Here is a 26667-nt window from a genome sequence, read left to right on the forward strand (position 1 = left end):
CCCCGGAGAAAAGCCGCCATGAGCACCTGGCCTGACACCCGCATTCTAGACCTGTTCGGCATCCAGCTACCGATCATCCAGGGGCCCCTGGCCGGAGCCACCACGGCCGCGATGATGCTGGGCGTGGCCAGGGCCGGCGGCCTTGCCTCGCTGCCTTGCGCGATGCTGACCCCGGAGCAGATCCGCCAGGAGGTGCAGGCCTTTCGCGCGGCGATCCAGGCCCCGTTGAACGTCAACTTCTTCTGCCACCAGCCACCTGCCGCCGACCCGGAGCGTGAGAAACGCTGGAAGGAACGCCTGGCGCCCTACTACCGCGAGCTGGGTGTCGACTTCAATGCACCGACACCGGTTTCCAGCCGCGCGCCCTTCGATGAAACCAGCTGCCAACTGGTGGAAGAGCTACGTCCGGAGATCGTCAGCTTCCACTTCGGCCTGCCGCCCGAGGCCCTGCTCGATCGGGTGAAAGCCACCGGGGCGACGATTATCGGTTGCGCCACCACCGTGGACGAGGCGCGCTGGCTGGAAGAACGCGGCTGCCACGCGATCATCGCCATGGGCAACGAAGCCGGCGGCCATCGCGGCATCTTCCTCAGCAACGACCTCAACACCCAGGTCGGCACCGTCGCCCTGGTGCCACAGATCGCCGATGCGGTGAAGGTGCCGGTGATTGCCGCCGGCGGTATCGGCGACGGCCGTGGCATCGCCGCGGCCTTCATGCTCGGAGCCTCGGCAGTGCAACTGGGCACGGCCTATCTGTTCACCCCCGAGGCCAAGGTCTCGGCCTCCCATCACCAGGCCCTGCGTACGGCGAAGGACAGCGAGACGGCCCTGACCAACCTGTTCACCGGCCGCCCGGCGCGCGGCATCATGAACCGGGTGATGCGCGACCTGGGACCGATCAGCGACATGGCCCCGGCGTTCCCCCTCGCCGGCGGCGCGCTGATGCCGCTGCGGGCCAAGGGCGAGGCGGACTTCAGCAACCTGTGGTCGGGCCAGGCCCTGCGCCTGGGCGTGGAGTTACCAGCGGAGGCATTGACCCGGCAGTTGGCGGAACAGGCCCAGGCGCTCTTGAAAGGGCGCTGATCGTCTCCCCCTGTAGAAGGCGATGGCGTTTCCAGACAACGGTTGTCGACTGGCCGGTCGCATCGCCAGCAAGCCGGCTCCAGCAATGGACCTGACGTTTTCAAGAAAGGGGGGACTCTCGCCAGCGCCATGAAATCGCTATATATTTGTTTATATAGCGATTCACCCCTCTCAGCGCCGCACACTTCCTATAACAAGCGGCGCCTGTGCCTGTCCCCAACGTTTGAACGGAGCCGCTTCATGATCACTCGTGCCTCACGTTTTGCCCCGACTTGCCTGGCCGCCCTGCTCGGCCTCTTCACCTTCGCCTCGGCCCAGGCCGCTGAAGTCCAGGTGGCCGTCGCCGCCAACTTCACCGCACCGATCCAGGCGATTGCCGCCGACTTCGAGAAAGACACCGGCCACAAGCTGGTCGCCGCCTACGGTGCCACCGGCCAGTTCTACACCCAGATCAAGAACGGCGCGCCGTTCGAAGTGTTCCTCGCCGCCGACGACACCACCCCGGCCAAGCTGGAAAAAGAAGGCGATATCGTTGCCGGCTCGCGCTTCACCTATGCCGTCGGCACCCTGGCGCTGTGGTCGGCCAAGGACGGCTACGTCGATGCCAAGGGCCAGGTGCTCAAGGACAACCAGTACCAGCACCTGTCCATCGCCGATCCGAAAGCCGCGCCCTACGGCCTGGCCGCCACCCAGGTCCTGGCCAGGCTGGGCCTGACCGACAAGGTCAAGGACAAACTGGTCACCGGCCAGAACATCACCCAGGCCTATCAGTTCATCTCCACCGGCAATGCCGAGCTGGGCTTTGTCGCACTGTCGCAGATCTACAAGGACGGCAAGGTCACCAGCGGTTCGGCATGGATCGTCCCGGCCGACATGCACGAAGCCATCAAGCAGGACGCGGTGATCCTGACCAAGGGCAAGGACAATGCCGCCGCCAAGGCGCTGGTCGACTACCTGAAAGGTCCGAAAGCCGCGGCCATCATCAAGTCCTACGGTTACCAGCTCTGACATGCCGCTGACGAGTGCCGACTTCGCCGCGATCTGGCTGACCCTGCAACTGGCCACCCTGACCACGGCGATCCTGCTGGTGATCGGCACGCCGATCGCGTTATGGCTGGCGCGCACCCGCTCCTGGCTGCGCGGGCCGATCGGCGCGGTAGTGGCCCTGCCGCTGGTGCTGCCACCGACGGTGATCGGTTTCTACCTGCTGCTGGCCTTCGGCCCCCACGGTTTTATCGGCCAGTTCACCCAGTCCATCGGGCTGGGTACCCTGACCTTCAGTTTCACCGGGCTGGTGATCGGCTCGGTGATCTACTCGATGCCCTTTGTGGTGCAACCGCTGCAAAACGCTTTCAGTGCCATCGGCACCCGCCCTCTGGAAGTGGCCGCAACCCTGCGCGCCAATCCCTGGGACACATTCTTCAGCGTGGTCCTGCCCCTGGCACGACCGGGCTTCATCACCGCCGCGATCCTCGGTTTCGCCCACACCGTCGGCGAGTTCGGCGTGGTCTTGATGATCGGCGGCAATATCCCGCACAAGACCCGCGTGGTCTCGGTGCAGATCTACGACCACGTCGAGGCCATGGAATACCTCCAGGCCCACTGGCTGGCCGGCGCCATGCTGGTGTTTTCCTTTATCGTGTTGCTGGCGCTGTATTCGAGCCGCAAGACCAAGATGGGCTGGAGCTGAGCCATGGCATCCTCGATCAAGGTCAACCTGCAACTGAACTACACGGGCTTCGCCCTGGACCTCGACCTGGACCTGCCCGGCCGCGGCGTGACCGCGCTGTACGGTCATTCCGGCTCGGGCAAGACCACCTGCCTGCGCTGCATCGCCGGCCTGGAAAAGGCCCTGCAGGCGTTTATCCAGGTCAACGGCGAAGTCTGGCAGGACAGCAGCCGGCAGCATTTCGTCCCGCCACACAAACGCGCCCTGGGCTACGTGTTCCAGGAAGCCAGCCTGTTCCCGCATCTCTCGGTGCTGGCGAACCTGGAGTTCGGCCTGCGGCGCATTCCCCGGGCCCAACGCCGGGTGGACATGGCCCATGCCAGCGAATTGCTGGGCATCACCCACCTGCTGGAGCGCCACCCGCAGCACCTGTCCGGCGGCGAACGCCAGCGTGTCGGCATCGCCCGGGCGCTACTCACCAGTCCGCAACTGCTGCTGATGGACGAACCCCTGGCGGCCCTCGACAGCAAGCGCAAGGGCGAGATCCTGCCGTACCTCGAACGCCTGCATGACGAACTGGATATCCCGGTGCTCTACGTCAGTCATTCCCAGGACGAAGTGGCGCGCCTGGCCGACCATATCGTCCTGCTCGGCGACGGCAAGGCCCTGGCCAGCGGCCCCATCGGCGAAACCCTCGCGCGGCTCGACCTGCCCCTGGCCCTCGGCGATGATGCCGGCGTGGTGATCGAAGGCCAGGTCAGTGCCTATGACATGCATTACCAACTGGTCACCCTGCAGTTGCCCGGCAGCCTGCTGACCATGCGGGTCGCCCATGCGCCCCTGGCCGTCGGCAAGCCTTTGCGTTTCAAGGTCCAGGCGCGGGATGTCAGCCTCAGCCGGCAGGCGGAAGAACACAGCAGTATCCTCAATCGACTGCCGGTGACGGTCACCGGCGAGACTCCCGCGGACAACAGTGCCCATGTGCTGGTCAGGCTGGAGGCTGGCGGAACCCCGCTGCTGGCACGGATCACCCGGTTTTCCCGGGACCAGTTGCAGCTGCAGGCCGGTCAGCAACTGTGGGCGCAGATCAAGGCTGTGGCGGTCCTGGCCTGAATTGAAGGCACCTCCGGGCCAGGCGGTGGTCAATCAGTCATAGCGGCCTGACTTCGCGCCAAGGACTCCCTGCCATGACTGATGTACCGACGCCTGTCGACCTGCCGCCCGACCTGCATTATGTCGACGACACCCTGCCGGGTATTCGCCGCAAACCCTGGCGGGGCCGGTTCGCCTACTTCGGCGCCGATGGCCAACGCATTCGCGACAGCCAGGAGATCAAGCGCCTCGATGCCCTGGCCGTGCCGCCGGCCTACACCGACGTGTGGATCTGCGCCGATCCGCGGGGCCATCTGCAAGCCACCGGCCGGGATGCCAGGGGTCGCAAGCAGTACCGCTATCACCCGCGCTGGCGGGAAATCCGCGACCAGGACAAATACGCGCGACTGCTGGCGTTCGGCAACGCCCTGCCCAAGTTGCGCCGGCAACTGCAAGCCTCCCTCGCGAGACCGGGATTCACCCGGGACAAGGTCATGGCCACGGTGATCGGCCTGCTCGACGCCACGCTGATCCGCATCGGCAATACCCGCTACGCCCGGGAGAACCGCTCCTACGGCCTGACCACCCTGCGCAGCCGGCACGTGGAAATCAACGGCAGCGCCATGGTCTTCCAGTTTCGCGGCAAGAGCGGCGTCGAGCACCAGGTGACACTCAAGGACCGGCGCCTGGCCAACGTACTCAAGCGCTGCCTGGAACTGCCCGGACAAAACCTGTTCCAGTACCTGGATGAACACGGCGAACGCCACACGGTCAGTTCATCGGACGTGAACGCCTACCTGCATGAACTGACCGGCGCCGAGTTCACTGCCAAGGACTTTCGCACCTGGGCCGGCAGCGCCCTGGCCCTGGCGGTCTTGCGCGAGTTGTGCTGGGAACCGGAAGCCGAGGCGAAAAAACAGATCGTCGAGATGGTGAAAAATGTCGCCAGGCAGTTGGGCAATACCCCCGCCGTCTGCCGCAAGTGCTATATCCATCCTGCCGTCCTTGAAGCGTTCGTCCTCGGCGACCTGGCGAAACTGCCCCGCCCCCGGGTGCGCAAGGACCTGAACCTGGAGGAAGCCGGCCTGGCGATGTTCCTGCAACGCCAGCCGTAGAACAGTGAAGAGCAGCCCACCACAACGACGGAAGACCCGATGACGGCCAAACCTGCTGCGACGCTTCTCGACACGATTGAAGGCCAGCGCCTGAGGGGCGAAAACGCCGCCGACTGGCGCGAATGGGGCCCCTACCTGAGTGAACGGCAGTGGGGCACGGTCCGCGAGGACTACAGCGCCGACGGCGACGCCTGGGCCTATTTCCCCCACGACCATGCCCGCAGTCGCGCCTATCGCTGGGGCGAGGATGGCCTCGCGGGATTCTCCGACAAATCCCAGCACTGGTGCCTCGGCCTGGCGCTCTGGAACGAACGCGACCCGATTCTCAAGGAGCGCCTGTTCGGCCTGAACAACGCCGAAGGCAACCACGGCGAAGACGTCAAGGAACTGTACTTCTACCTCGACGGCGTACCCAGCCATGCCTACATGCGCATGCTCTACAAATACCCGCAGGCGGCCTTTCCCTATGACGACCTGGTCAGGGAGAACGCCCGCCGGGGCCTCGACGATGCCGAATACGAGCTGCTCGATACCGGGGTCTTCGAGGACAACCGCTATTTCGATATCACGGTGGAGTACGCCAAGCACGGCACGAACGATATCGTCATGCGCGTCAGCGTGCAGAACCGCTTTCACCAGCCCGCGCGCCTGCGCGTGCTGCCGCAGCTGTGGGCGCGCAATGACTGGAGCTGGAGTCTCCATGCCCGACGGCCTAGCCTGACCCTGCTGGATGACCAGATCAGCGCCCAGCACGCCGGCTGCGATCCTATGCAGGCCAGTGCCTGGGGCGACGCGCCTTTCGAATGGCTGTTCTGCGAGAACGAGACCAACACCCGTCGCCTGAACGGCTCGCAGGCCGCCGGGCCCTTCAAGGATGGCATCAACGATCATGTGGTCAACGGTGCCCAAAGCATTCGCCGTGACAGCGGAACGCGGGTGGCGGCGCACTTCTCCCTAGAGCTGCAAGGGGGCGAAACCCGCACGGTCTACCTGCGCTTCGCTCCGCCCGCGGCGGAAAAAATCAATGTCCGCCGCCTGTTCGAGCAGCGCCGCGAGGAAACGGATGACTTCTATGCCGCCCTGCAGCACGGCCTGGCCGATGCCGATGCGCGCAATGTCCAGCGCCAGGCCCTGGCCGGCCTGCTGTGGTCCAAGCAACTGTATTACTTCGACGTCAACCAGTGGCTCGACGGCGACCCGGCCCAGCCGCGACCACCGGCCGGGCGCCCGCAGATTCGCAACAGCCATTGGCGGCACCTGTCGAACTTCGACATCGTGTCCATGCCGGACAAATGGGAATACCCCTGGTACGCCTCCTGGGACCTGGGCTTCCAGGCGGTGGCCTTCGCCCTGATCGATCCGGGCTTCGCCAAGCACCAGCTGCTGCTCCTGGTCAAGGATCGCTTCATGCACCCCAACGGCCAGCTGCCCGCCTACGAGTGGCGCTTCGACGACGCCAATCCGCCGGTGAATGCCTGGGCGTCATGGCGGGTCTACCAGCGGGAAAAGCAGCTGACCGGCAGCGGCGACATGGACTTCCTCGAACGGATCTTCCACAAGCTGCTGCTGAACTTCTCCTGGTGGGTCAACCGCAAGGACGCCGAGGGCCGCAACCTGTTCCAGGGCGGTTTCCTCGGGCTGGACAATATCGCCCTGTTCAACCGCTCCGACGATATCCCGCCGGGCTATACCCTCGACCAGGCCGACGGTACGGCCTGGGTCGCCGCCTATGCCCTGGACATGATGCGCATCGCCCTGGAACTGGCCAGGCGCAACCCGGTGTACGTGGATATCGGGGTGAAATTCTTCGAGCACTTTCTCTATATCGCCGGGGCGATCAACCGGGTCGACGACGGCGCCGAGGGACTGTGGGACAGCCAGGACGAATTCTTCTACGACGTGCTGCAACACCCCGACGGCCACAGCGAACCGGTGCGCCTGCGCTCCATCGTCGGGCTGATGCCCCTGTTCGCCGTGCTGGTGCTGGAGCAGCGTGAACATCAGGACCTGCCCGGCCTGCGCGAACGGCTGCTGGGTTTCATGCACCACCGGCCGGACCTGGCGGCGCTGGTCTCGCGCTGGAACGAACCCGGAGACGGCAATCGCCTGCTACTGGCCTTGCTGCGCGGCGAACGCACCAAGAACCTGCTCAAGCGCATGCTCGATGAGGCCGAGTTTCTCTCCGACTTCGGCATCCGCTCGCTGTCCCGGGCGTTTGCCGAACAACCACTGGCGATGCAACTCGACGGCAAGGCCCTCTGCGCCCGCTACCAGCCGGCGGAATCCGACTCGCGCCTGTACGGCGGCAACTCCAACTGGCGCGGGCCGTTGTGGATGCCGATCAACTACCTGCTGATCGAATCGCTGCGCGAGTTCCATCGCTACTACGACGATCATTTTTCAGTGGAATATCCCAGCGGTTCCGGCTATTTATCGTCGCTGGACGAAGTCGCCGACGGCCTCGGCCGACGCCTGACCTCGCTGTTCCTGCGCGGCGAAGACGGCCAGCGCCCGGCGATGGCGGCCTACCCGCAGTTGCAGGCCGATCCGGCTAGCCGCGATCTGCTGCTGTTCCATGAGTATTTCCATGGCGACACCGGGCGTGGCCTGGGCGCCTCCCATCAGACCGGCTGGAGCGCGCTGGTGGCCTTGCTGCTGCAACCGCGCGACTGAGCCTGTTCACCTGGAGTCTTGCCGAATGCTTTCACACGTTTACCTGGGCATTACCGATTTCGACCGGGCCTTCGGTTTCTATCAACCCTTGATGGAGACACTGGGCCTCAAGCTGCGCTTCAGCGATGCAGACAAGCCCTGGGCAGGCTGGGTCAGGCCAGACGCGCCACGCCCGTTGCTGATTATCGGCACGCCCTTCGATGGCAAAGCGGCCAGTCCCGGCAACGGCCAGATGCTTGGCCTGCTGGCGCCCAGTCGCGAAGCGGTGGACCGCTGCCATCAACTGGCCCTGGAACATGGCGGCAGTTGTGAAGGCGCGCCCGGCTTGCGCCCGCACTATCACGCCAACTACTACGGTGCCTACTTTCGCGACCCTGACGGCAACAAGCTGTGCGTCTGCTGCCACGATCCGCTGCCGGGCACCGCGGATTAACCTCGGGCTTGCCAGTCCCGCAGCCATTGCAGTCCGGCCGAGGTATTGCCACGCGGCCGGTACTCGCAGCCGATCCAGCCGCTGTAGCCCAGGCGGTCGAGCAATTCGAACAGCCACGGGTAGTTCACCTCGCCCTGGTCCGGCTCATGGCGATCCGGTACCCCGGCGATCTGGATATGGCCGATATGGGCCAGGTCGCGACGCAAGGTGGTCGCCAGGTCGCCTTCGACGATCTGGCAGTGGTAGCAATCGAACTGGACCTGCAGGTTGGCTGCACCGATGACCTCGCGGGCAGCATGGGCCTGGTCCTGGCGGTTGAGCAAAAAACCCGGCATATCGCGAGTGTTGATCGGCTCTAGCAGCACGGTGACGCCAACCTTGGCCGCCTCTGCCGCGGCATGGGCAAGATTCTCCAGATAGGTCGCGTGATGCCGCTCGCGGCTCGCTCCGGCAGGCAACAGGCCGGCCATTACATGCAGATGCCTGTTACCCAGAATGGCGGCGTATTCCAGGGCGCGGGAAAAACCTTCGCGGAATTCCTGTTCGCGCCCCGGCAAGGATGCGGTGCCGCGCTCGCCGGCCGCCCAATCGCCAGGTGGGGTATTGAAGAGGACCTGGACCAGGCCGTTGTCGTCGAGACGCTGCTTGAGCACCTGCGGGCTGTGGTCGTAGGGAAACAGATACTCCACCGCCTCGAAGCCATCAGCCGCGGCGGCGGAAAAGCGCTCGAGGAAATCGTGCTCCGGGTAGAGCATGCTCAGGTTGGCGGCGAAACGGGGCATGGGCAGGTCTCGATCTTGGCTGGGGAGGCGCCAGGAATACACAAAGCCGGCGGATCGGGCAACTGGTCGCGTTGGTACTGATGGATAGGTATCGAATAACCCCGGCATACTTTGCAAACAACCAACTCGAAGTTCAATATTCAACTCACTTCAGCGTTCATTCAGTTTAATACAACAAAACAGCACATTTGAGGTTGACTTAATCTACCTCGCTGAGTAAATTCCCCCTGCCTGCTGCTCAGGCCTTTTTTCAACTCATAAAAGAACCCAATGGACACAGTATCTAGACGCTGTCCGGTTACCGCGAACGCGGCTCACCGGGCGCTTAACCCAAAAAATGACGGGACTCGACGCACAGTCGGGTGAGCTGCGCCAGGGCCTAGTGCTCCCACGTAACTCGCCTCTGCCGGCGCCAGTCCGGTCGCGAGGTGTGTTATGACTTTCAAATCCTCTGTAATGCCAGGCGTTCGCGCCTTTGCCTCCAGCATGCGCGTCAAGCTGTCCCGCGAGCCCACCCGCGCGCCGCGGGCCAGCGCCCTGTTCGCCATCCCTTCCTCCAGTGCCCAGGCTGCGCCGCGCGCGGCCATCGGCTGGCGCATCTGCCCGGCCACCGGCCAGCTGCAACAGCGCTGGAGCTTCGACGACAGCCAGGACCCTCAGAGTATGGGGCTCGCGCAGCTGCTACAGCGCGCCGGCCAGACCCTGAACCTGTATGTCGAGGCCCGTGCCGCCTGATTGACCGGCACTGACATGGACAACTTCCGAACTTGCACTTCGAAACTTTGAAGTGCACGGAACTTCTATTGCCCGGCAATTAATACATATAGAGAAAGTTGTTATGGACGAAGCCAGTAGTCGGTTCGCTGCCTGTTGTTTTTCCGTGGGCGGGCAGCGAACGTTAAATATCCGGACAGAACTCAATTCGAATCGATCGCACCCTCGCGACTCGGCAGGTATTCGCTCGCCCATGATCCGGTGAGCCGTCCCCATGCCTGGTCGCGGACAAGTGACAGGGGCATAACCATGAACAGCGTAAAAACTCCACCACGGCGCGGCCAGAACAACAGCAGGGACGATGCCCGGCTGTCGATGCGCGCCGCCCGCGAATCCCAGCATGGCCTGGCCACCACCCTGAGCAACGTCAAGGCCACCCGCGACGGTCTCACCGAACTGGACGCCTCGGGCCGCCTGCAACGCGAAGGCTACAACGAGGTCGCCCACGACAAGCCGCCCCACGCGGTGGTGCAGTTCCTCCAGGCCCTGAACAATCCCTTTATCTACGTCCTGCTGATCCTCGCCGGGATCAGCTTCTTCACCGACTTCTGGCTGGCCGAACGCGCCGGCGAAGAAGGCGACCTGACCAAGGTCATCATCATCATGACCATGGTCACCCTCAGCAGCACCCTGCGCTTCTGGCAGGAACACCGGTCGGCCAAGTCCGCCGAAGCCCTCAAGGCCATGGTCCGCACCACCGCCAGCGTGCTGCGCCGTGACCAGATGGGCAGCAAGCCGGTATTGCGCGAAGTACCGATGCGCGAACTGGTGGCCGGCGATATCGTCCACCTGTCGGCCGGCGACATGATCCCGGCGGATATCCGCCTGATCGAATCCCGTGACCTGTTCATCAGCCAGGCGGTGCTCACCGGCGAAGCCTTGCCCGTGGAAAAGTACGACACCCTCGGCGATGTCGCCCAGAAGTCCGTCGGCGCCAATCCCACCGACCAGAGCAACCTGCTGGACCTGCAGAATATCTGCTTCATGGGCACCAACGTGGTCAGCGGCACAGCCAAGGCCGTGGTGGTCGCCACCGGTCCGCGCACCTACTTCGGTTCGCTGGCCAAGGCCATCGTCGGTTCGCGGGTGCAGACCGCCTTCGACCGCGGCGTGAACAGTGTCAGCTGGCTGCTGATCCGCTTCATGCTGGTGATGGTGCCGATCGTGTTCCTGCTCAACGGCTTTTCCAAGGGCGACTGGGGCGATGCTCTGCTCTTTGCTCTGGCTGTGGCTGTCGGCCTGACCCCGGAAATGCTGCCGATGATCGTCAGCGCCAACCTCGCCAAGGGCGCCATGGCCATGGCCCGGCGCAAGGTGGTGGTCAAGCGTCTGAACGCGATCCAGAACTTCGGCTCGATGGATGTGCTGTGCACCGACAAGACCGGCACCCTGACCCAGGACAAGATCATCCTCGAGCACCATGTCGGCACCGACGGGCAACGCAACGACGCGGTCCTCGGCCTGGCCTGGCTGAACAGCCATCACCAGAGCGGCATGAAGAACCTGATGGACCAGGCGGTGCTGCGCTTCTCCGAACAGGATCCGAAGTTCCAGGTGCCGTTCGCCTACAGCAAGGTCGATGAGCTGCCGTTCGACTTCGTCCGCCGGCGCCTGTCGATCATCGTCAAGGACAGCCGTGGCGATCACCTGCTGATCTGCAAGGGCGCGGTCGAGGAAATGCTCGCCATCTCCAGCCATATGATGGCAGGCGACGACGTGGTGCCCCTCGACGAGCAGCGCCGCAAGGAGCTGCTGGCGCTGGCCAACGACTACAACAAGGACGGTTTCCGCGTCCTGCTGGTCGCCACCCGCGATATCCTCAAGCCCCAGAGCAAGGACCAGTACAAGACTGCGGATGAACGCGAACTGGTGATCCGCGGCTTCCTGACCTTCCTCGATCCGCCGAAGGAAACCGCCGGCCCGGCGATTGCCGCCCTGCGCGAGATCGGTGTCACCGTCAAGGTCCTGACCGGCGACAACGCGGTCGTCACCTGCAAGATCTGCCGCGAGGTCGGACTGGAGCCGGGCCTGCCGCTGCTGGGCCAGGACATCGAGCACATGGACGACGAGATCCTGAAACTGCGGGTCGAGGAACGCACCGTGTTCGCCAAGCTGACTCCGTTGCAGAAGTCGCGGGTGCTCAAGGCCCTGCAATCCAACGGCCACACCGTCGGCTTCCTCGGCGACGGCATCAACGACGCCCCGGCCCTGCGCGATGCCGACGTCGGTATCTCGGTGGACAGCGGCACCGATATCGCCAAGGAATCGGCCGATATCATCCTCCTGGAAAAGAGCCTGATGGTGCTGGAAGAAGGCGTGCTCAAGGGCCGCGAAACCTTCGGCAATATCATGAAGTACCTGAACATGACCGCCAGCTCCAACTTCGGCAACGTGTTCTCGGTGCTGGTGGCCAGTGCCTTCATCCCGTTCCTGCCGATGCTGTCGATCCACCTGCTGCTGCAGAACCTGATCTACGACATCTCCCAACTGGCCCTGCCCTGGGACAAGATGGACAAGGAGTTCCTGCGCAAGCCGCGCAAGTGGGATGCGAAGAATATCGGCCGCTTCATGCTGTGGATCGGGCCGACCTCGTCGATCTTCGACATCACCACCTTTGCCCTGATGTGGTACGTGTTCGCCGCCAACAGCGTGGAAATGCAGGCACTGTTCCAGTCCGGCTGGTTTATCGAGGGTCTGCTCTCGCAGACGCTGGTGGTGCACATGCTGCGGACCCAGAAGATCCCGTTCTTCCAGAGCACCGCGGCACTGCCGATCATCGTCATGACCTGCCTGGCGGTGGCCATCGGTATCTACCTGCCGTTCTCGCAACTGGGCACGCTGGTCGGCCTGGTGCCGTTGCCGATGGCCTACTTCCCATGGCTGGTGGGCACCCTGCTGGCGTACTGCGTGGTGGCCCAGACCATGAAGACCTTCTACATCCGCCGCTTCAAGCAGTGGTTCTGATGGAGTCCTGAAAACCTGAGCGGTGCTTGTCCGCGAGGTCATCGATGACCTCGCGGGCCTCTTCGCGGGCAAGCCCGGCTCCCACCGTCGACGCCCATCCGGAGCCCATCATGGAAACCCTCAAACAGCTGTTCGCCCACTTCGACTACAGCTACCGGGCGCTGTCGGTGCTGTGCCTGACCAAGGCGGCCAAGGTCGTCAGGCGGATCACCGTAAAGCTCTACGTGCGCGGGACGCTGACCAGTATCGAGATGCGCTACCTGCTGGAGTTTTCCAGCGCCATCAGTCGCGCCTCGGTGAGGTTGTTGCGCCCACCCAGAAAGTAAAAAACCAGCACTGGGAGAATCCTCATGTCTGGAACCACTCTGTTGATCAATCTCGCCGGCGCCATCGCCTTGTTGCTGTGGGGCACCCACATGATCTCCACGGCCCTGCTGCGCGGCTTCGGCACCCAACTGCGCAATGGCCTGGGACGCAACCTGGACAAGCGCTGGAAAGCCCTGCTCTCGGGCATCGGCATCACCGCCATCCTGCAAAGCAGCACCGCTGTCAGCCTGATGGCCACCTCGTTTACCGCCGCCGGCACCCTGAGCCTGGCGCCGGCCCTGGCGGTCATGCTCGGCGCCAATATCGGCTCGACCCTGGTCGTGCAGTTGCTGAGCTTCAATACCTCGATGGCGATTCCCATCGTCCTGCTGGTCGGCTTCGTGGTATTCCGCCTGCGGGATGACTCGCGCTACGAAAGCATCGGCTGCGCGCTGATCGGCCTCGGCCTGATGCTGCTGGCCCTGAGCCTGCTGGCTGCGGTCCTCGGGCAGATGGAGAGCACCCCGGTGTTCCACGCGGTGATGCAGGGCCTGCAGGGCGATATCCTGATCGCCCTGCTGGTCGCCGCCCTGCTGACCTGGATCTGCCATTCCAGCGTCGCGGTGATCCTGTTGATCGCTTCGCTGGCCGGCACCGGCCTGATGTCGCCGGTGACCACCCTGGCCCTGGTGCTGGGCGTGAACATCGGCGGTGCGCTGCCGCCGGTGCTGAGCGCCAGCACCCAGATCGCCCGTCGCCTGCCCCTGGGCAACCTCGCCGTGCGGCTGTTCGGCGCGCTGCTGGTATTGCCGTTCGCCTCGTGGCTGGGCAGTGCCCTGGCCGCTTCAAGCGTTACGCCCGGCCATCAGGTGGTGTACCTGCACATCGCCTTCAACGGGTTGCTGGCGGTGGGTTTTATCGGCCTCGTGGAACGGATGGCCGCGGTCCTGACCCGACTGCTGCCCGCCCCCGAACAACCCGCCGATCCGGGCATGCCGCACTACCTCGATGAAGCCGGCCTGGAGGTTGCCAATATCGGCCTGTCGAACGCCGTACGCGAAGCCTTGCGCCTGGCCGACATGCTTTCGGTGATGCTCGAACGGGTGCTGAAACTGTTCGAGACGCCCATGGAGGTCACGGCCGAGCAGATTCGCCAACTGGACCAGTCGCTGGACCTGCTGAGCGCCGCCATCCGCGCCTACCTGGCGGATATCGGCCAGGACGGCCTGAGCGACGAAGACGCCGACCGCGCCCAGGAAATCCTCATGTTCGTGATCAACCTGGAGCACGCCGGCGACATTCTCTCCAGCAGCCTGGCGCAACTGGCGGCCCGGCGGCGGCGACGTGGCGAAGCCTTCTCGAAATTCGAGCTGGGGCATATCTATCCGCTGCACGACGAGTTGCTGGAAAGCCTGAACCTGGCCATTACCGTGTTCCTGCGCGAGGACACCACCACCGCTCACCAACTGGTGGCGCGCAAGGCTTCGATCCGCCGGCTGGAGGCCAATGCCAGCCGCGAACACTTTCGCAAACTGAGTGCCGACAAAAGCGCCTGGGCCGAATCCGGGGACATTTTCCAGCGGGTGCTGCGCGACTACCGCCGCGTCCATCATCACATCGCCGCACTGGCCTATCCGGTGCTGGAGCGCGCGGGAGAACACATTCCGGGCCTGAACGAGCCGGCGGAAAATCCCGCGCCGGCACTGCTGCGTCACGACGGGATCGGCAGCGACGAGGTGCACCACGACCTGCGCCGCCCGCGCGACAAGGATGACTACCCATGCGCGTCCTGATCTGCGCCGGGCGCTACTACATGAACGCCACCCGTTGCCGCAAGGTCCTGGAGGCCTACCAGCAGGTGCGCCGGATCGAGGTATTGATCCACGGCGGCAACCAGTACCTGGGCAGCACTATCGAGGACTGGGCCCGGGAAACCGGTACCCATCTCGTGCGCTACCCCTCCAACTGGCAGCTCTATGGCAAGCAGGCCGAGCGCCGCCGCAACCAGTTCATGCTGCTCGACAGCGAGCCGGACCTGGTGCTCGCCTTTCCCGGCGGCAACGACACCGAAGAGCTGGTGGCACAAGCCCGGGCCATCGGCATTGAAACCCTGCCCATCGACGATTGAAGGAGCCTCCCATGCAAAAGCACAATGCTCGCCGCGACACGCCGAGCGGGCGCCCGCCCCGCACCGGCCAATACACGTCCCTCTATCAGGCGCTGCCCCGCGCCCGGCAACGCACCCTGCGCCGCACCCTGCTGTTCGTCGGTGCGACCCTCGGCACCTTCGTGCTGCTGTCGATCTACTCCAAGGCCCAGGCCGCGGGTGGCTCCTATGTGGTCGACGATGGCGGCATCAACGCCCCTGGCGAATGCAATATCGACACCTGGTACAAGAGCGGCCGGCACCACGCATCGAGCGGGGAAACCGTGCTGTCCCAGGACTGCACGCCCAACAGCCTGCCCGGACTGCAACTGGGTGCCGATATCAATCGCAGTCGCGACGACGGCCAGCACCAGACACTGCTCAGCCCGCACCTCAAGACCGCCCTGCTCAGCCGGACCGACCTTGGCCTGGAAGCGGCGCTGTCGGCAGCGCTGCACTTCGCCACGGCCCGTCGACACGCTTTCGACGGCGTCGACCTGAACGTGCCGCTGACCTACCAGCCTATCGACCCGCTACGCCTGACCGTCAGCGGCGGCTGGACCCAGGCCTACGACGATGGCGAACAGAATCACGCCCTGACCTGGGGGACCGGCGTGGAATATGACGTAGCTCGTTCACTGACGCTGGTGGCCGAGCGTTTCGGGCAGCAGCATGGTGACCAGGGTTGGCAGGCCGGACCGCGCCTGCATCTCGGCGAGAAGCTCGATATCGACCTGGTGGTCGGGCGGCACCTGAACGGTGATCGCGACCAGTGGTTCACCACTGGCGCGACCTTGCGGTTCTGAGATCACAGGGAGGCAGGGAGGCCTCCCTGCATGCCGGCGTTACTGCCCTGGAACCTCGTCCATCAGCAGGACTTGCCGGCTCAGAACCAGGTCGGCCACTGCAGCACCCAGGGCCTTGTAGTGCTTGGTATCGCGGTGGTGTTCGATCGCGGCCATATTGGTCCAGCGCTCGACGAAAACGAAACGCTCGGCATTTTCCTGGTCGACATGCAGGACGTATTCACGGCAACCGGGTTCGGCGCGCGAGGGCACCACGACGGCCTTCAGCGCGGCTTCCAGTTCGCGGGCCTTGCCCGGTTTGGCTTGAAGAATGGCAACGACACGAATTTCATGATTCATCGGTTTTCTACCTGAAAGTGGCCTTGAACGGCGAAGGCTATCGGGACCGCGATCATGATCCCTCTGCCGTCGGTCAGCAAGGGAGAAAGGCTCTGGATCGCTACTGCGCACGGATCAGGTCTGGGCAGGCAGCCCCCCGGAACAGCGCTGCCCATCGCATGGACGGGCAGCGGCAGGCCCCGGCGAATTCAGGGTTTCAGCGGTGTTTCCCGGTCGCGCTCCGGCATCTCCTTGCCGTCGTCGGGGTGCTTCCAGGTTTGCGGCGGGGGTTCATCGGGGGTGTCGTCTTCGCCGAGTTCGTCCTCCTGCGGCACGGGCACCTCGCGCCAGGGCATGGCACTGAAGGGCCACCGCGCAAACGGCTCGACCAGGGAAGCAGGCTGGGTATCCATACGCACCTCGCATCAGGATGCCCGGACCGTCCGGGCGTTGAATCTCCAGTGTAGGCAAAACGCGAGCGACCTGCCGCCGGGGCGACATCCAGGTAAATGAATTGAACGATCTGCCGGGTGCGCACGTCCACCGTTTACAGGGGCCCGTGGCGGTCCCGAGGAGAATAACCATGATTACCCACTTCAAGACCGACGGGCATCTGGCCTGCGGTCGCCATGGCGACAATCTGTTGTCCAGCACCGAACTGGCCCGAGTGAAATGCCGCAGTTGCCGCAATACCGACGCCTTCAAGGCCACCCGCAAGGACCAGCGCAACGCCGCGCGCCGGGCGGCGCGCAAGGCCAAGACCCAGCACACCGCCAACGACTGGCGCGCGGCCTGGGTCCAGCGCCTGACCGCCCTGCCCGGTCGTCAGCGCCTGCCTCGCGGGTTTACCGGACAGGCTTTCGTCTAGCTCGCCCGGCAACCCCGACGACCTATTTGGCGTCCAGGGCGTGCTTGGCCGCCTGCTCGATCAGGGCGGCCACTTCCTTCGGATGCGACTCGTAGACCGCATGGCTGGCACCGGCGATTTCAATGGTGTGGCTGTTGGCGCGCTTGGCGTACATGCGCTCCAGGTCCGGGTTGATGATCCGGTCCGACTTGGCTACCGCGTACCAGCTCGGCTTGGTTTTCCAGGCAGCCGAGGTGGCGGCGGTGGTGAACACCGACGCTGAAGTCAGCGCCTGGGCATTGGCTTCGAACTCGGCCTGGGCCTTGGGCAGGTCAGCGGCGAAATCGGCCGGGTAGAACGCCGGATCGAGGTAGAGGAAACCATCCGCAGTCTTCTTCACCGCCTTGGTGGCGTTGGGATAGAGCTTGCCGTTGGCGGCCTCGGTCTCACCGATATCCAGGGCGTGGGCGGCGATATAGACCAGGCCCGCCACATGCTCATCGGTACCGGCATCGGAAATCACCGCACCGCCATAGCTGTGGCCGACCAGGATGGTCGGGCCGTCCTGCATCGCCAGAATGCGCTTGACCGCGGTCACGTCATCGCTGAAACCGGTCAGGGGATGCTGGGCGATCGATACGTGGTAACCGTCCTTGACCAGGATGTCGTATACCGGTTTCCAACCGGCGCCGGTAACGAAAGCCCCGTGCACCAGCACGATATTGTGGATCGGCGCGGCCGGGGCGGCGCTGGCAGTGCCGGCGGCCAGGAAAGCCAGGGATGCGGCGGCAAACAGGGAACGGGCTTTGGAAAGTTTCATCGGGCTCATCTCGCAAGGGGATCGGGTTTCAGGGCGCCTGAGCGACGTTCCTGCTGTGTCAGAGTGGTTTGCCCGAGTCCGACGAACGAGCGCCGGGTTTATTCCAGTGCCCCCTGAAAAATAACCCGGATTCAGCCTGCCGGGCGTGCATCGGTCCGCAGCAGAGCGCTGCAACCCTGGGTCTGTGTCCAGTCCACCGCTTTCAGATAATCGATCAGCGCCCGCAGCTTGCGGGTGCCCTGGCGGCGATCCGGATAGTACAGGGTGTAGCTGGGCAGCGTCGGGCTCCAGTCCGCCAGCAGCCGGACCAGGCGACCGTCGGCCAGGAACGGCTCGATATAGCCGTTGACCATGTAGGCGATGCCCTGGCCGTCCAGCGCCGACTGCACCAGCACGCCGGAATCATTGACGATCAGCCGGCCATTGACGGCGATCTGCAGGTTTTCGCCGTCCTTGCCGAAGGCCCAGCGCTCAACCACACCGCTGCCGGACGGGCGGAAACCGAAACATGGGTGCCCGACCAGCTCCCGCGGATGCAGGGGAATACCGTGCTGCTCCAGATAGGTCGGCGACGCCACCACATGCACCGCCAGCGGCGGACCGATCCTCACGGCCACCATGTCCTGCTCGACATGCCCGCCAAACCGGATACCGCAGTCATAACCCTGGCGCACGATATCCACCAGGGAGTTTTCCAGGCTGATCTCCAGGTCGATCTCCGGATAGGCATCGAGAAAGCCCTTGAGGATCGGCTGCAATACTGTCAGGTAGGCCGACCGTGGCACATTCAACCGCAACAGTCCCGAGGGCTGGCCGCTGCTGTCACCCAGTTCCTCGGCGGCCGCGCTGAGTTCCCTGACCGCCGGCATCACCCGCTCCAGGAAGCGCACGCCCGCCTCGCTCAGGGCCACGCTGCGGGTGGTGCGATTGAACAAGGCGATGCCCAGGCGCTGCTCCAGATTGCGAATGACCTGGCTGACCGCCGACGGACTGACTCCGAGGCGGGTCGCCGCCGCCGTGAAACTGGAAAGTTCGGCCACATGGACAAAGGTCACCAGCCCATCGAGTTGATCCTGACGCATGGCACCTTCCTCATTGAATAGTCGACATCGGCGCTTATTATGAACCCTGACTTAATAGCCCTGCCAGTATTGAGTGGATTGTCTGAAGAGTGTCGATGGGATGAACTGCAGGTCTGTTCCCTGGAGGATGCACCATGACTCAGTTCACGCAAAAAACCTGGTTTATCACGGGCGTCAGCTCGGGTTTCGGCAAGGCCCTGGCCGAAGCGTTGCTCGCCGCCGGCCATCGGGTGGTGGGCACCCTGCGCAACGAAGCGGCGCGCCTGGCCTTTGAAAACAGCCGTCCGGGCCTGTCGTTCGGGCAGTTGCTGGACGTCACCGACACGGCCGTCGTGCCGGCGGTGGTGGCGGATATCGAAGCGCGGATCGGCGCGATCGACGTACTGGTAAACAACGCCGGCTATGGCCATGAAGGGCCGGTCGAAGAGTCGCCGCTGGAAGACCTGCGCCAGCAATTCGAAGTCAATGTGTTCGGTGCGGTGGCGGTGACCAAGGCGGTGCTGCCGTTCATGCGCGAGCGCCGTCGCGGGCATATCCTCAACGTCACCTCCATGGGCGGCATCACCACCTTCCCCGGCCTGGGTTACTACCACGGCAGCAAATTCGCCCTGGAAGGTATCTCCGAAGCACTGGGCAAGGAAGTCAGGCCATTCGGCATCTTTGTCACCGCCATCGAGCCGGGAGCGTTCCGTACCGACTGGGCCGGCCGCTCGATGGTTCGCGCCGAACGCAGCATCGCCGACTACGACGCATCCTTCGATGCCCTGCGCGAAACCCGCCGGCAACGCAGCGGCAACCAGGTCGGCGATCCGGCCAAGGCGGCGCTGGCAATGATGGCCGTGGTCGAGTCCGCCGAGCCACCGGTACACCTGCTGCTCGGGCAGGATGCGGTGCAGTTCGTCAGGGCCAAGCTCGAAGCTCATCTGGCGGAAATCAAGCAGTGGGAAGCGCTCTCGCTGAGCACCCACTTCGACTGATATCCATCCGTGACCGTTTCCCCGCCCCGCGTGGGAATGCAGCCCGTGACGCTCCGCGTGACAACAGCGGACGCAGAGCGTCCGGAGAGACATTCCCACGGGGACCGTGGGAACGATCATCCATCTCCCGTGCTAGCATGGCCTCTTTACCCGAAGGGGGACACGGCATGTTTGAAGGTCAGCGCTTCGCGGCGTTTCTGTTCGATATGGACGGGACATTGCTCAACTCGATCGCCGCCGCCGAGCGCGTCTGGAGCAACTGGGCAAGGCGTCACGGCCTGGATGTCGAGGCGTTCCTGCCGACCATCCATGGCGTGCGCAGCATCGACACCGTGCGCCGCCAGAACCTGCCGGGAGTCGACGCCGAGCGCGAAGCCGCTGCCATCTCCCAGGCCGAGATCGACGACGTCGAAGGCGTGGTCGCCATCGACGGCGCGCTGGCTTTTCTCAAGGCCCTGCCGCCGCACCGCTGGGCCGTGGTGACCTCGGCTCCGCGCGCCCTGGCCGAGAGCCGCATGGCCGCCGCCGGCATCGCCCTGCCCGACCTGGTGATCAGCGCCGAAGACGTGAGCCGTGGTAAACCGGCACCGGACGGCTACCTGCTGGCCGCGCAACGCCTGGGCGTGGCCCCCGCGCAATGCCTGATTTTCGAAGATGCGCCGGCCGGCATCGGCGCCGCGGAAGCGGCCGGGATCCCGGTGGTGGTCATCAGTGCGACCCACGGTCACCCGTTGCAAACCCCGCACCCGACGCTTGAGGATTATCGCCGGGTGACGATCGACAGCAACGACCAGGGCCTGGCTCTGCTCCAGGCCTGATCAGCCGCCTGCCTCAGGAAGCGTATTGCACGCCCAGCGACGCCAGGGCCTTCCAGTAGTCCGGGTAGGTCTTGGCGACACAGTCCGGATCCTGGATACGAATACCGGCGACCTTCAGGCCCGCCAGGGCAAAGCACATGGCAATGCGGTGGTCGGAGTGGGTATCGATCAACGCGTTGCAGGTCGTGCCCGCCAGCGCCGGATCGGCAGCCACCAGCAAATCGTCGCCCTCCACCGCCGCCAGCCCGGAACGGATTTCGTTCAGGCCGTCGAACAACGCCTGGACCCGATCGCACTCCTTGACCCGCAGGTTCGCCAGCTCGACAAAACGTACCGGCGTGCGGTTGAACGCCGCCAGCACCGCCAGGGTCGGAATCGCATCCTGCATCTGCGAGCCGTTGATCACCGCCGGCATGTTCGGGAACTGCTGGATCACTTCCAGGGCCTTGGCATCCGGCTGGGTGAAGTCCTCGCCCGCCACGCCCAGGTCGATCCGTCCCGCGGTCAGCGCCTCGGCCGCCCACAGGTAGGTCGCCGCCGATGCGTCCGGCTCGACCTGATAATCACAGGCGGTGTAGCCGGTGGCCGAGACACGCCACAGGGTCTCGTCGAGGACTTCCACCTGGGCCCCGAAGGCCCGCATGCAGGCGATGGTCAGGTCGACATAACCGCGAGCGCCGATATCCTTGCCGGTCAGCGCGACTTCCACGGGCTCCTGGCCACAGGCCGCCAGCATCAGCAATGCCGACACGTACTGGCTCGACAGGCCACCGTCGATCTCGAACCGGCGCGCCTGGACCCGGCCGGTGCCACGGACGGTCACCGGTGGGCAACCGGTGGCACTCTCGACATCCAGGCCACCGCGACGCAGGGCGTCGAGCAGCGGGCCGATCGGGCGTTTCTGCATGTAGTGGTCGCCGTCCAGCACCACGGTGCCATTGACGGTACCCACCGCGGCGGTCAGGAAACGCACCGCGGTCCCGGCATTGCCGAGGAACAGGGGCTGCTCGGGGACCTGCAACTGGCCGCTGCCGGTGACCACGAACGTCGTGTCGTCCGGCTCGCTGATGGTTACGCCCATTTGCCGCAGGGCATTGGACATGTGTCGCGTGTCATCGCTTTTCAGCGCGCCGGACAGACGGCTGGTGCCCTTGGCCAGGGCCGCGAGCAGCAGAGCCCGGTTGGTGATCGACTTGGAGCCGGGCGGCGTCACCTTTCCGTTCAGGGACGCATTCGGCGGGATCACGGTGACGGTTTGCTGCACAGCCATTTTAATCAACTCTCCAGGCTCGAAAGATAAGCGCACAGGTTCGCGCGCCTCGACAGTCCGCCATGATGCCATTAATGCGCCCCGTGGATCATCCGTTTCCGTCATCTGGCGCGACCCCGTGCATGCGCGGCACGAGTGACGGCGGCCCTGGCAATGCGCTGGCTACAGGCCGATCCGTTCAAGCAGGCCTTGCGCTTCCCTGATAAGGGGAGACAATGGATGGGCCCCACTCCTCGATATCGAACCTGCCATGACCAACCACCTCCCGCGAAGCCTCCTGCCCTTGCTCCTGCTGACCGTCGTTGTTTCGATAATCGCCGGCTGCTCCGGCAAGCGCCCGCAAACCCCGGTCAACGGGGACCCATGCTACGCCAAGGCCGTGCCAACGGTCGGGGTCGGCGGACTCGCCTGGGGGGCGAGCATCGGCTCGGCCAGCGTAAAATCCCTGAGCAACTGCCGGCGCTACGCGGCGGAATCAGGCGGCACGCCAGCGACCTGCAAAGTGACAGTGGCCAGTTGCCGATAAACAAGCCGCAAGCGTTCTACAAGCATTGTCGCCGCCGGGCAATATTCAGGTCGCCCGGTTCGCCGCCTGGATAAAGTCGATAAAGGCCCGCAACTTGCCCGGCATCTGTGCCCGATTGGGGTAATACAGATGAAAGATCTCGCTGTCCGGCGAACAGCGCTCGAACAGCGGCACCAGTGCTCCAGCCGCTATCGGCCCGGCCGCCAGGGACGCGAAGACATAGGCCAGCCCATGGCCACGCAGTGCGGCGGACAACGCCGCCTGCATCTCATCGACGATCAGCCCGCCATTGACCTCGATCCGCGTGTGCCGGCCCTCGACGCTGAAATCCCAGTCCAGCAGGCGCGAGCTGCTCACCAGTCGCTGGCGGATACAACGGTGCTGCAACAGATCGACCAGCGCTGCCGGTGTACCGAAGCGTTGCAGGTACGCGGGTGCTCCCACGACGATCAGTTGCTGCGGGCCGCCCACCGGGACCGCGATCATGTCGTTGTGCAACGCATGGCCCAGGCGCAGCCCGACATCAAACCCCGCGCCGACGATATCGCTGAAACCGTTGTCGAGGGCGACATCGACGATGATCTGCGGGTACTGCTCGAGAAAGGCCGGCAAATAGGGCTCGATCACCCGCCCGTAACCGACATGGGAAGTGTTGATCCGCAACAGCCCGGAGGGTTTGCCGGTGGCCTCGGCAATGCTCAGCACCGCCCCGCGGATCTGCTCCAGCGCCGGCGCCAGGGATTGCAGCAACTGCTGGCCCGCCTCGGTCAACTGCACGCTGCGGGTGGTGCGGTTGAACAGGCGCATGGACAGGCGCCGTTCCAGTTGGTTGATCGTCTTGGACATCGCCGTGGGCGACACCTGCAACTCGGCGGCGGCCCTGGAAAAGCTCAGGTGCCGGGCAACGGCTTCAAAGGCGATCAGGCCCGGCAGGTGAACCCCGCTGGCGGGATGACTCGATGGATTCACGGCGCGGTATCTCCCCTGGATCAGGGATCCATTATGAACCTCTGGTTCATAGCCGAACAACAATTACCCCGATTATCGCCAGGGGCTCGAAGCCGTAGGCTTTCTCCACACCTTGTTTCCACTGTCGGAGAAAGCCATGAGCACTGCACACAACCCGCTTCAACTCGAAGGCAAAGTCGCCCTGATCACCGGTGCCAGTTCCGGCATCGGCCGGGCCGCCGCCATTGTCCTGGCACGACGGGGTGCCCGGGTCATCGCCGCGGCCCGCCGCCAGGGCGAGCTGGACGAAGTGGTGAAGATCATCCGCGCCCACGGCGGCATGGCCGAATCGATCATTGTCGACGTGACCCGGGAAGCAGATATCGAGGCGATGGTCCGCTTTGCCGTGGACACCTATGGCCGCCTGGATATCGCTTTCAACAATGCCGGCACCGAAGGTGTCTTCGCGCCCTTGCTAGAGCAGGATGGGGAACGCTTCGACCTGGTCTTCGAGCCCAATGTGCGGGGCGTCTTCAACTGCATGAAGTACGAAGCCCGGGTCATGCTTGAACAGGGCTTTGGCAGCATCATCAACAACGCCTCCATGGGCGGCGTGATCGGCTTTGAAAATGCTTCGCTGTACATCGCCACCAAGCACGCGGTGGTCGGCATGACCAGGACCGCGTCCATCGAATGGTTCAAGCATGGAGTACGAGTCAACGCCCTGTGTCCGGGGCTGATCGAGACGCCGCTCCATCATCGCGGGATCTGGCCGTCGGTGGAGGCCCAGCAGGCTTTCGCCGCCGCTACGCCAGCAGGTCGTTTCGGCACCGCCGAGGAAATGGCCACGGTGGTGGCATTCCTCGGCTCCGAGGACTCCACCTATATCTCCGGCCATGCGCTGCTGGCCGACGGAGGGTACTCGGTGGCCTGACCGACCTTGGCGTGCCAGCGAGATCTTCGGTGAACTCAAGGGCCCTTTCGCGGGCAAGCCCGCTCCCACGGTAATTGCGCAGGGCACAAAAACTGTGGGAGTGGGCTTAGGCAACGCGCGCGCCTACAGCAATTGCGCAGGACACAAAAACTGTGGGAGTGGGCTTGCCCACGAAGAGGCCGGCACAGGCAACGCGCAACTGTCCTCAGCGCGTGCCCGGCGCCATGAACTCGGGGCCTACCGGGTCCTTGATGGTGTTGAGCAGGATCTGGTCGATCTGCTTCAGGTCATCGGCCGACAGGCTCCAGCCGAATGCCTCTTCAAAGCCCTTCAGTTGCTCCGGCTTGCGGGCGCCCCACAGGGCGATGATCGGGCCCTGGTCGAGTACCCAGCGCAGGGCCAGGGCCAGCACCGATTTGTCGTACCGCTCGCGGGCGAACAGATCCAGCGCCGCCACGGCGGCCAGGTACTGTTCGAAGCGCGGAGCACGGAATTTCGGATCGGCGCCACGGATGTCGTCACTGCCGAATGCCGTCGACGGACTCATCGAGCCCGTCAACAGCCCCCGGCACAACGAACCGTAGGCCAGCACGACCATTTCATGCTGCCTGGCATACGGCAGGATATCGCTGTCGATCGCCCGCTCGAACAGGTTATAGGGCGGCTGCACGCTGGCCAGGGCGGTGTACTCGCGGAACTCATCCATCTGCGCCGGCGAATAGTTGCTGACGCCGACCGCAAGGATCTTGCCTTCCTGACGGAGCTTTTCCAGTTCTCCGGCGGTTTCCTCCTGAGCCACCAGCGGATCGGGCCAGTGGATCTGGTACAAGTCGATATAGTCGGTGTCCAGGCGACGCAGCGAGTCTTCGACCTCATGGCGAATCCGTCTGGCCGTGGCGTTGCGTCGCACCGATCCATCGTCCCACTGCAAGCCGGCCTTGGTGGCGATCACGGCCTGGTGCCGCACACCCGCCAACGCCTTGCCGATCAGAAGCTCGGAATGCCCCTTGCCATAGACCGGCGCGGTATCGATCAGGTTGATGCCGCTGTCGAGGGCGTGGCGAATGGTCTGGATGGACACGGTGTCGTCGGCGCCACCCCACATCCAGCCGCCCATGGACCAGGTGCCCAGGGCGATGCGCGAAACCAGCTTGTCGATACCGGCAATGCTGATGTGTTCGATGCTCATGAAAACCTCTGTCTGAGTCGAAGGGAAGAAAGGTCAGTTACTCTAGGTCATCCATGGTTGAATAGGGCTCAACACCCCGTTAACCCGACTTGCCCTGGAAAATCCTCGAGATGGCCGGATTCAACCGCTCCGAACTGGCGGACCTCAATGTCTTCATGGCGATCATCCGTCGCCGCAGCTTTCGCCAGGCAGCCCATGAACTGGGGGTCACCACCTCCGCGCTGAGCCACACCATGCGCAATCTGGAAACCCGTCTGGGAGTCAAGCTACTCAACCGCAACAGCCGCTCGGTGGAACCGACCGACGCCGGAGCCCTGCTGGCGCAGAAACTGGCGCAGGGTTTCGAGACCATCCAAGGTGCCCTCGACGAGCTGGACCTGTATCGCCACGCCCCGATCGGGCGCCTGCGCCTGAACGTCCCTCGCGACGCGGCCAAGCTGCTGATCAGCCCGGTGCTCGGCCCGTTCATGGAGGCCTATCCGCAGTTGCACCTGGACCTGATGGTCGAGGACCGCCTGGTGGATATCGTCGCCGAAGGCTATGACGCCGGTATCCGCTACGGCGCGACAGTGCCCCAGGACATGATCGCGGTGCCCCTGACCGGCGAACTGCGCTGGGTGATGGTCGCGTCCCCCGCCTACCTGGCCCGCCATCCGGCCCCCGAGACGCCGGACGAGCTGCTGCGGCATTCGTGCATCAAGATGCGCCTGGGCAACAACACCGCCTATAGATGGGAACTGGGCAACGGCGAGCGCCAGATCCGCATCGAGGTGCCCGGCATGCTTACCGCGTCCGACACCCAGGCCTCGATCGACGCCGCCCTCGCCGGCATCGGCATCGCCTACTGCCTGGAACGCCGGGTCAGTGCGGAACTGCACGACGGTCGCCTTTGCGAAGTGATGCCACACTGGTCTTGTACCGGCGCGCCGCTGTACATGTACTACTCCAGCCAGCGCCAGTCACAACCGGGGCTGCGCCAGTTGATGGACATGATTCGCCTGCAGAACCTGGGCTCGCAACTGATCGAGCCGACACTTTCGAGAGTCACCGAATAATCCCCGTGCTAGCGTGTTAGCTCTCGGTAGGCGCGGACAT

The 26667-nt window shown here is 64.4% G+C and carries 27 protein-coding genes; 19 read left to right on the top strand and 8 right to left on the bottom strand.

Translation table 11 applies throughout. The annotated features are described in order from the left end of the window. The first annotated feature begins 18 nt into the window (after window positions 1-18). The 7 genes from KI243_RS19525 (at window position 19) to KI243_RS19555 (ending at window position 8065) form a co-directional block, all read left to right on the top strand. On the top strand, window positions 19-1083 hold the full coding sequence (locus tag KI243_RS19525) for a nitronate monooxygenase family protein (RefSeq protein ID WP_177087824.1): 1065 nt from the start codon (window positions 19-21) through the stop codon (window positions 1081-1083). Between the two features lie 240 nt (window positions 1084-1323). Next, window positions 1324-2091: a molybdate ABC transporter substrate-binding protein gene (modA, locus tag KI243_RS19530; RefSeq protein ID WP_244861750.1), complete on the top strand. Its 768-nt coding sequence runs from the start codon at window positions 1324-1326 to the stop codon at window positions 2089-2091. A gap of 1 nt (window position 2092) precedes the next feature. Continuing rightward, window positions 2093-2773, top strand: coding sequence for a molybdate ABC transporter permease subunit (gene modB / locus KI243_RS19535; RefSeq protein WP_017125182.1), 681 nt, complete (start codon window positions 2093-2095; stop codon window positions 2771-2773). Between the two features lie 3 nt (window positions 2774-2776). After that, complete coding sequence (gene modC / locus KI243_RS19540) at window positions 2777-3865, top strand: molybdenum ABC transporter ATP-binding protein (protein WP_212809773.1); 1089 nt, start codon at window positions 2777-2779, stop codon at window positions 3863-3865. Window positions 3866-3939: 74 nt separating this feature from the next. Further along, window positions 3940-4959 carry a DNA topoisomerase IB gene (locus KI243_RS19545; protein WP_212809774.1) on the top strand — a complete coding sequence of 340 codons (1020 nt, stop codon included), beginning with the start codon at window positions 3940-3942 and terminating at the stop codon, window positions 4957-4959. A gap of 39 nt (window positions 4960-4998) precedes the next feature. Beyond that, window positions 4999-7632: a glucosidase gene (locus tag KI243_RS19550; protein ID WP_212809775.1), complete on the top strand. Its 2634-nt coding sequence runs from the start codon at window positions 4999-5001 to the stop codon at window positions 7630-7632. A gap of 25 nt (window positions 7633-7657) precedes the next feature. Beyond that, the gene (locus KI243_RS19555) at window positions 7658-8065 is read left to right on the top strand and encodes a VOC family protein (RefSeq protein ID WP_178991911.1); all 408 of its coding nucleotides are present in this window, start codon (window positions 7658-7660) and stop codon (window positions 8063-8065) included. Here the strand turns inward: KI243_RS19555 and otnI are convergent. Beyond that, a complete protein-coding gene (otnI, locus tag KI243_RS19560) occupies window positions 8062-8847 on the bottom strand; it encodes a 2-oxo-tetronate isomerase (RefSeq protein WP_178991913.1) in 786 nt (261 codons plus the stop codon). The genes KI243_RS19555 and otnI overlap by 4 nt on opposite strands. Window positions 8848-9282: 435 nt before the next feature. Here otnI and KI243_RS19565 point away from each other — a divergent pair, with 435 nt between their 5' ends. From KI243_RS19565 to KI243_RS19590, 6 genes are all read left to right on the top strand, one after another. Then, complete coding sequence (locus KI243_RS19565) at window positions 9283-9582, top strand: hypothetical protein (RefSeq protein WP_042934961.1); 300 nt, start codon at window positions 9283-9285, stop codon at window positions 9580-9582. 288 nt (window positions 9583-9870) lie between these two features. Beyond that, the gene (gene mgtA / locus KI243_RS19570) at window positions 9871-12585 is read left to right on the top strand and encodes a magnesium-translocating P-type ATPase (RefSeq protein ID WP_103032912.1); all 2715 of its coding nucleotides are present in this window, start codon (window positions 9871-9873) and stop codon (window positions 12583-12585) included. Between the two features lie 110 nt (window positions 12586-12695). Beyond that, window positions 12696-12911, top strand: a complete 216-nt coding sequence (locus KI243_RS19575; protein ID WP_017125175.1) for a hypothetical protein — start codon at window positions 12696-12698, stop codon at window positions 12909-12911. A 24-nt stretch (window positions 12912-12935) separates the two neighbouring features. Beyond that, the gene (locus KI243_RS19580; RefSeq protein ID WP_212809776.1) at window positions 12936-14684 is read left to right on the top strand and encodes a Na/Pi cotransporter family protein; all 1749 of its coding nucleotides are present in this window, start codon (window positions 12936-12938) and stop codon (window positions 14682-14684) included. Next, a complete protein-coding gene (locus tag KI243_RS19585; RefSeq protein WP_017125173.1) occupies window positions 14672-15019 on the top strand; it encodes a DUF2493 domain-containing protein in 348 nt (115 codons plus the stop codon). Before KI243_RS19580 ends, KI243_RS19585 begins: the two co-directional genes overlap by 13 nt. A gap of 11 nt (window positions 15020-15030) precedes the next feature. Beyond that, complete coding sequence (locus KI243_RS19590) at window positions 15031-15843, top strand: hypothetical protein (RefSeq protein WP_212809777.1); 813 nt, start codon at window positions 15031-15033, stop codon at window positions 15841-15843. A gap of 39 nt (window positions 15844-15882) precedes the next feature. Here the strand turns inward: KI243_RS19590 and KI243_RS19595 are convergent, their stop codons facing one another. Together KI243_RS19595 and KI243_RS19600 are read right to left on the bottom strand one after the other, a co-directional pair. Further along, window positions 15883-16182 carry a putative quinol monooxygenase gene (locus KI243_RS19595; RefSeq protein ID WP_017125171.1) on the bottom strand — a complete coding sequence of 100 codons (300 nt, stop codon included), beginning with the start codon at window positions 16180-16182 and terminating at the stop codon, window positions 15883-15885. A 188-nt stretch (window positions 16183-16370) separates the two neighbouring features. Next, on the bottom strand, window positions 16371-16574 hold the full coding sequence (locus KI243_RS19600; protein ID WP_017125170.1) for a hypothetical protein: 204 nt from the start codon (window positions 16572-16574) through the stop codon (window positions 16371-16373). A gap of 170 nt (window positions 16575-16744) precedes the next feature. Between KI243_RS19600 and KI243_RS19605 the strand changes: the two genes are divergently transcribed. Then, complete coding sequence (locus KI243_RS19605; RefSeq protein WP_017125169.1) at window positions 16745-17029, top strand: hypothetical protein; 285 nt, start codon at window positions 16745-16747, stop codon at window positions 17027-17029. A gap of 22 nt (window positions 17030-17051) precedes the next feature. Here the strand turns inward: KI243_RS19605 and KI243_RS19610 are convergent, their stop codons facing one another. Together KI243_RS19610 and KI243_RS19615 are read right to left on the bottom strand one after the other, a co-directional pair. After that, window positions 17052-17828, bottom strand: a complete 777-nt coding sequence (locus tag KI243_RS19610; RefSeq protein ID WP_017125168.1) for an alpha/beta hydrolase — start codon at window positions 17826-17828, stop codon at window positions 17052-17054. Window positions 17829-17959: 131 nt separating this feature from the next. Next, window positions 17960-18910: a LysR family transcriptional regulator gene (locus KI243_RS19615; protein WP_017125167.1), complete on the bottom strand. Its 951-nt coding sequence runs from the start codon at window positions 18908-18910 to the stop codon at window positions 17960-17962. Window positions 18911-19044: 134 nt separating this feature from the next. Between KI243_RS19615 and KI243_RS19620 the strand changes: the two genes are divergently transcribed. Both KI243_RS19620 and KI243_RS19625 read left to right on the top strand, forming a co-directional pair. Then, window positions 19045-19887, top strand: a complete 843-nt coding sequence (locus KI243_RS19620; RefSeq protein ID WP_017125166.1) for an oxidoreductase — start codon at window positions 19045-19047, stop codon at window positions 19885-19887. A gap of 167 nt (window positions 19888-20054) precedes the next feature. Next, window positions 20055-20705, top strand: coding sequence for an HAD-IA family hydrolase (locus KI243_RS19625; RefSeq protein WP_017125165.1), 651 nt, complete (start codon window positions 20055-20057; stop codon window positions 20703-20705). 13 nt (window positions 20706-20718) lie between these two features. Here KI243_RS19625 and KI243_RS19630 read toward each other — a convergent pair whose 3' ends face one another. Beyond that, entirely contained in the window at window positions 20719-21975 is a 1257-nt protein-coding gene (locus tag KI243_RS19630; protein WP_017125164.1) for a 3-phosphoshikimate 1-carboxyvinyltransferase, read from the bottom strand. 250 nt (window positions 21976-22225) lie between these two features. On the opposite strand from KI243_RS19630, the gene KI243_RS19635 reads away from it, so the two are divergent. Continuing rightward, complete coding sequence (locus tag KI243_RS19635) at window positions 22226-22501, top strand: hypothetical protein (RefSeq protein WP_083875303.1); 276 nt, start codon at window positions 22226-22228, stop codon at window positions 22499-22501. Between the two features lie 45 nt (window positions 22502-22546). Here the strand turns inward: KI243_RS19635 and KI243_RS19640 are convergent, their stop codons facing one another. Continuing rightward, window positions 22547-23470: a LysR family transcriptional regulator gene (locus tag KI243_RS19640; protein ID WP_177087800.1), complete on the bottom strand. Its 924-nt coding sequence runs from the start codon at window positions 23468-23470 to the stop codon at window positions 22547-22549. 136 nt (window positions 23471-23606) lie between these two features. Between KI243_RS19640 and KI243_RS19645 the strand changes: the two genes are divergently transcribed. Beyond that, window positions 23607-24383, top strand: coding sequence for a glucose 1-dehydrogenase (locus tag KI243_RS19645; protein ID WP_017125162.1), 777 nt, complete (start codon window positions 23607-23609; stop codon window positions 24381-24383). Window positions 24384-24588: 205 nt separating this feature from the next. Here the strand turns inward: KI243_RS19645 and KI243_RS19650 are convergent, their stop codons facing one another. Continuing rightward, window positions 24589-25572, bottom strand: coding sequence for an aldo/keto reductase (locus KI243_RS19650; RefSeq protein ID WP_212809778.1), 984 nt, complete (start codon window positions 25570-25572; stop codon window positions 24589-24591). A gap of 110 nt (window positions 25573-25682) precedes the next feature. Between KI243_RS19650 and KI243_RS19655 the strand changes: the two genes are divergently transcribed. Then, a complete protein-coding gene (locus tag KI243_RS19655; protein ID WP_017124368.1) occupies window positions 25683-26627 on the top strand; it encodes a LysR family transcriptional regulator in 945 nt (314 codons plus the stop codon). The last annotated feature ends 40 nt before the right edge of the window (window positions 26628-26667 follow it).

Source organism: Pseudomonas sp. Ost2 (genome assembly GCF_018326065.1).
Taxonomy (GTDB): Bacteria; Pseudomonadota; Gammaproteobacteria; order Pseudomonadales; family Pseudomonadaceae; genus Aquipseudomonas; species Aquipseudomonas gingeri.

What these genes read in the sequence shown, in the direction of transcription:
- KI243_RS19525 (WP_177087824.1), top strand. Translation starts at nt 19, where the DNA reads ATGAGCACCTGGCCTGACACCCGCATTCTAGACCTGTTCGGCATCCAG.
- modA (WP_244861750.1), top strand. Translation starts at nt 1,324, where the DNA reads ATGATCACTCGTGCCTCACGTTTTGCCCCGACTTGCCTGGCCGCCCTG.
- modB (WP_017125182.1), top strand. Translation starts at nt 2,093, where the DNA reads ATGCCGCTGACGAGTGCCGACTTCGCCGCGATCTGGCTGACCCTGCAA.
- modC (WP_212809773.1), top strand. Translation starts at nt 2,777, where the DNA reads ATGGCATCCTCGATCAAGGTCAACCTGCAACTGAACTACACGGGCTTC.
- KI243_RS19545 (WP_212809774.1), top strand. Translation starts at nt 3,940, where the DNA reads ATGACTGATGTACCGACGCCTGTCGACCTGCCGCCCGACCTGCATTAT.
- KI243_RS19550 (WP_212809775.1), top strand. Translation starts at nt 4,999, where the DNA reads ATGACGGCCAAACCTGCTGCGACGCTTCTCGACACGATTGAAGGCCAG.
- KI243_RS19555 (WP_178991911.1), top strand. Translation starts at nt 7,658, where the DNA reads ATGCTTTCACACGTTTACCTGGGCATTACCGATTTCGACCGGGCCTTC.
- otnI (WP_178991913.1), bottom strand. Translation starts at nt 8,847, where the DNA reads ATGCCCCGTTTCGCCGCCAACCTGAGCATGCTCTACCCGGAGCACGAT.
- KI243_RS19565 (WP_042934961.1), top strand. Translation starts at nt 9,283, where the DNA reads ATGACTTTCAAATCCTCTGTAATGCCAGGCGTTCGCGCCTTTGCCTCC.
- mgtA (WP_103032912.1), top strand. Translation starts at nt 9,871, where the DNA reads ATGAACAGCGTAAAAACTCCACCACGGCGCGGCCAGAACAACAGCAGG.
- KI243_RS19575 (WP_017125175.1), top strand. Translation starts at nt 12,696, where the DNA reads ATGGAAACCCTCAAACAGCTGTTCGCCCACTTCGACTACAGCTACCGG.
- KI243_RS19580 (WP_212809776.1), top strand. Translation starts at nt 12,936, where the DNA reads ATGTCTGGAACCACTCTGTTGATCAATCTCGCCGGCGCCATCGCCTTG.
- KI243_RS19585 (WP_017125173.1), top strand. Translation starts at nt 14,672, where the DNA reads ATGCGCGTCCTGATCTGCGCCGGGCGCTACTACATGAACGCCACCCGT.
- KI243_RS19590 (WP_212809777.1), top strand. Translation starts at nt 15,031, where the DNA reads ATGCAAAAGCACAATGCTCGCCGCGACACGCCGAGCGGGCGCCCGCCC.
- KI243_RS19595 (WP_017125171.1), bottom strand. Translation starts at nt 16,182, where the DNA reads ATGAATCATGAAATTCGTGTCGTTGCCATTCTTCAAGCCAAACCGGGC.
- KI243_RS19600 (WP_017125170.1), bottom strand. Translation starts at nt 16,574, where the DNA reads ATGGATACCCAGCCTGCTTCCCTGGTCGAGCCGTTTGCGCGGTGGCCC.
- KI243_RS19605 (WP_017125169.1), top strand. Translation starts at nt 16,745, where the DNA reads ATGATTACCCACTTCAAGACCGACGGGCATCTGGCCTGCGGTCGCCAT.
- KI243_RS19610 (WP_017125168.1), bottom strand. Translation starts at nt 17,828, where the DNA reads ATGAAACTTTCCAAAGCCCGTTCCCTGTTTGCCGCCGCATCCCTGGCT.
- KI243_RS19615 (WP_017125167.1), bottom strand. Translation starts at nt 18,910, where the DNA reads ATGCGTCAGGATCAACTCGATGGGCTGGTGACCTTTGTCCATGTGGCC.
- KI243_RS19620 (WP_017125166.1), top strand. Translation starts at nt 19,045, where the DNA reads ATGACTCAGTTCACGCAAAAAACCTGGTTTATCACGGGCGTCAGCTCG.
- KI243_RS19625 (WP_017125165.1), top strand. Translation starts at nt 20,055, where the DNA reads ATGTTTGAAGGTCAGCGCTTCGCGGCGTTTCTGTTCGATATGGACGGG.
- KI243_RS19630 (WP_017125164.1), bottom strand. Translation starts at nt 21,975, where the DNA reads ATGGCTGTGCAGCAAACCGTCACCGTGATCCCGCCGAATGCGTCCCTG.
- KI243_RS19635 (WP_083875303.1), top strand. Translation starts at nt 22,226, where the DNA reads ATGACCAACCACCTCCCGCGAAGCCTCCTGCCCTTGCTCCTGCTGACC.
- KI243_RS19645 (WP_017125162.1), top strand. Translation starts at nt 23,607, where the DNA reads ATGAGCACTGCACACAACCCGCTTCAACTCGAAGGCAAAGTCGCCCTG.
- KI243_RS19650 (WP_212809778.1), bottom strand. Translation starts at nt 25,572, where the DNA reads ATGAGCATCGAACACATCAGCATTGCCGGTATCGACAAGCTGGTTTCG.
- KI243_RS19655 (WP_017124368.1), top strand. Translation starts at nt 25,683, where the DNA reads ATGGCCGGATTCAACCGCTCCGAACTGGCGGACCTCAATGTCTTCATG.